Annotated in this window: 2 protein-coding genes; both read right to left on the minus strand. The window is 53.4% G+C overall.

The annotated features are described in order from the left end of the window. Positions 1-1,028 (minus strand): polynucleotide adenylyltransferase PcnB (pcnB, locus tag ACTH5D_RS15970; RefSeq protein ID WP_441672955.1); only part of this gene is annotated, 1,028 nt, incomplete at its 3' end. An 873-nt stretch (positions 1,029-1,901) separates the two neighbouring features. Then, positions 1,902-3,288 (minus strand): sigma-54-dependent transcriptional regulator (locus ACTH5D_RS15975; RefSeq protein ID WP_441672957.1); only part of this gene is annotated, 1,387 nt, incomplete at its 5' end.

The raw sequence follows: 3,288 nt of genomic DNA on the forward strand, positions 1-3,288 counted from the left end.
GCGGGAATGGCCGCCATGCCCTCTTGCTCTAGCTCTTCCATGCGATGCTTAACAGGTGCCCAAAGGAAGGCCGCCAGCAGAAATGCAGGCGTAACCGGGCGCTCTTCAGCAATCCGTTTGTCGGTATTGGTGAGCGCTTGCTCAATCAGCTCTTCTGCCCAGGCTGCATCGACCATTGCTTCTTCAGCTTCGGGGAACAGCATGCCGAACAGGCCGTAATGACTGAGCAGGCGAAACGCAACCAGGCCGTAGCCCGACATAAACAGCTTGAGCACTTCATCGAACAAGCGTGCGGGAGGAATCTGTAGTAGCAGCGATGCCTGATCATACATCGGGGCTTCGGTGGCCGGATCTATCGTGAAGTCCAGCTTGGCCGCAAACCGTACTGCGCGTAGCATCCGCACCGGGTCTTCACGGTAGCGTGTAGCCGGGTCGCCAATCAGGCGCAGGGTGCGGGTTTCAATGTCACGCACGCCGTTGGCAAAATCGGTGATGCTGAAGTCGGCAATGTTGTAGTAGAGCGCGTTCACGGTGAGGTCGCGGCGCACTGCATCCTCTTCGATATTGCCCCATACGTTGTCGCGAAGCAGCAAGCCCTCATCGGACTGATGGGCAATATGATCGCTATGCTCGTCTTGGGGTTTGCCACGGAAGGTGGTGACTTCAATGACCTCGCGGCCAAAGCGCACATGGACAATCCGAAAACGGCGGCCGATCAGGCGCGAGTTACGAAACAGATCGCGTACCTGTTCGGGCGTAGCGTTGGTGGCCACATCGAAGTCTTTGGGCATCTTGCCCAGCAGCGCATCGCGAATGCATCCACCTACCAGATAGGCGTCATAACCCGCGCCGCTCAGGCGATAAAGCACTTTTAGTGCGGCATCGCTAATTTGCTGGCGAGAAACAGGATGCTCGGACCGAGGAATATGGCGTGGAGAGAGGGCGGTGGTAGAACTCTCTTGGGGATCGAGCAAGGTTTTCAATTGCTCCCCCGGACTGTGTAGGAAACGGGTAAATCCTTTAAACATGCGATGATTTCAACTCGCAGGGTACGAAGAAATGGTCGTCAATAGTTGCTACAAAGCACTTCAAATCAGTACTCAATAAAAACAGTTAGTGGATGAGTGTAGCCGACCCCTTTGAGCTTGCAAAGCACTTGACGCTAGCGTGTGATAACTCAATCCTCAAATACGGAAAGGGGAGGCTAAGAGAGCCTCCCCTATAAAGCAGTCAATCAGCGTCCATGCTGCTGTTTTTATTCATGATGGCACATCGCTCTGAATACGCACCGCAGTCGGTAGGCGTAAGGATCACGTTAGTTCCGACCGCCTCGTATTCAAAACAATAATCCAACCGCGAACTTTTTCTTACCCCGGGGAATTATTGTTGGCACCGGGGTGTACACCTGACTGCTATTGTTATTATTAGTATGCAAGTTGCTGTGTACGTCGCGTCCTTTCGGGCTACTTACTGTGTTTATTATTGTTCTCAGCGCCTGTCTTGCCTGCGCTAGCAAGTGATGAGATTTAAGCCTGTTGTTATTATTAGTACCGTTATTCTCTACTTGGCCCTGTTGTATTTGTTATGGCTCAGGTGGTGGCAAGGTCATGTTGTTTTTGTTGGTGACCTACCGCTATGCCCAGTTTGTTTTTCTTACTCAGTAATATTGCAGTCGCTGTGCCACCTCTTAGATAAATGATAAATTTCAGAAGGTTGGCATTTTTTAAATTGTCGCGGAACTTTTTCTAGCAAGAAGTGTTACCCCTTTTGCTCCCGTTTGTGGGTGGCATTGTGTGGGAAGGTAACAGTGTTAGAAGCCTAGAGAGGTAGATATTTCTTATTTAAATCAGCATATTAGACGATAGTCTTAAGTGCTTGGCGTCAAGCCAATGCCCAGGCGGTTAGCCTGGGCGACGAGCGGTCTTTTTGCGAGGAATGCCAAGCCTTTGGCGCCGCTCCCAAAGGTTTTTCCGGCTAATGCCAAGTTTTTGCGCCAGCTCGGTTTCGCTCATTTGGTCCTGGTGCTCTAGCACAAAGTGCTGAAAATAGTCCTCTAAAGACAGATCGTCTTCATTCTCTTCAACGCTTTTATCTACCTCACCGTTGGCCGCTGAGGCAATTGCTGATGGTGCATGGGCGCGTGCGGAGGTAGGCGCCAGCCCAAGGTCATCAGGATGAATAAGGTGCCCTTCAGCGAGAATAACGCCGCGTTCAAGCGCATTTTCTAGCTCGCGCACGTTGCCGGGCCATGGATAGTCGCGTAGATCTTGGCGGGCAGCGCGAGACAGCCGCAGGCCGGTGCGCTCATGGCGTTTACATGCCTTATCGAGCAGGATATCGGCGATTTCGAGAACGTCATCTTCTCGCTCGCGCAGCGGCGGCAGCTCTATCTGCATGACGTTCAATCGGTAGTAAAGATCGAGGCGAAACTCACCGGTTTTTGACAGCGCCCGCAGGTCGCGGTGAGTGGCGGCGATTAAACGGACGTTAACGTGGCGGGTTTCCACCGAGCCAATTTTGCGGATTTCACCCTCTTGAAGCACGCGCAGTAAACGTGCTTGAGCGTCAAGCGGCAGCTCTCCAATTTCATCCAGAAATAGGGTCCCGCCGTCGGCAGCTTCTACCAGGCCGGTGCGCGCAGCGCTGGCGCCGGTAAAGGCGCCTTTTTCATGCCCGAACAGCTCCGATTCGATCAGCGTTTCTGGAATCGCTGCACAATTAACGCTGATCAGCGGTGCTTTGGCACGTTTGCTTTGTTGATGAATGGCTCGCGCTACCAGTTCTTTACCAGTGCCTGACTCGCCTAAAATCAGCACGGTGACATCGGCGGGCGCAGTTTTACGAATGCGGGTATACACCTGCTGCATGGCAATGCAGTTGCCAATCATGGCTTGTCGGCCGCCGCCCGCATCAGTGATGTCGGGTGGAGGGCTCTGCTGCATCGCCTGCTGATGGAGGATGCGCTCGACGGTTTCAAGTAGCTCTGCGTGGTCAAACGGCTTAGCGAAGTAGTCGATGGCACCCAGTTTTAGCGACTCTACCGCTGAGCGCATGCTTGCGTAGCTGGTCATGATCAATACTGGCACAGGCGCCGCTTTGGCAATCAGAGAGATGCCCTGCTCGCCGGGCAGACGCAGGTCGCTGATGATGAGATCGAACCCTGTGAGCTCAAGCTTGCAGGCTTCCTCAGCGCTGCCTGCTTCGCTGACCGTATAGTCGTTGCGTTCTAGCAACCGCTTTAACGCGCTGCGGATAATCGCTTCATCTTCAACAATCAGAATCCTGGGC

It is taken from the genome of Halomonas sp. (genome assembly GCF_052095695.1).
In the GTDB taxonomy this organism is placed as follows: Bacteria; Pseudomonadota; Gammaproteobacteria; order Pseudomonadales; family Halomonadaceae; genus Vreelandella.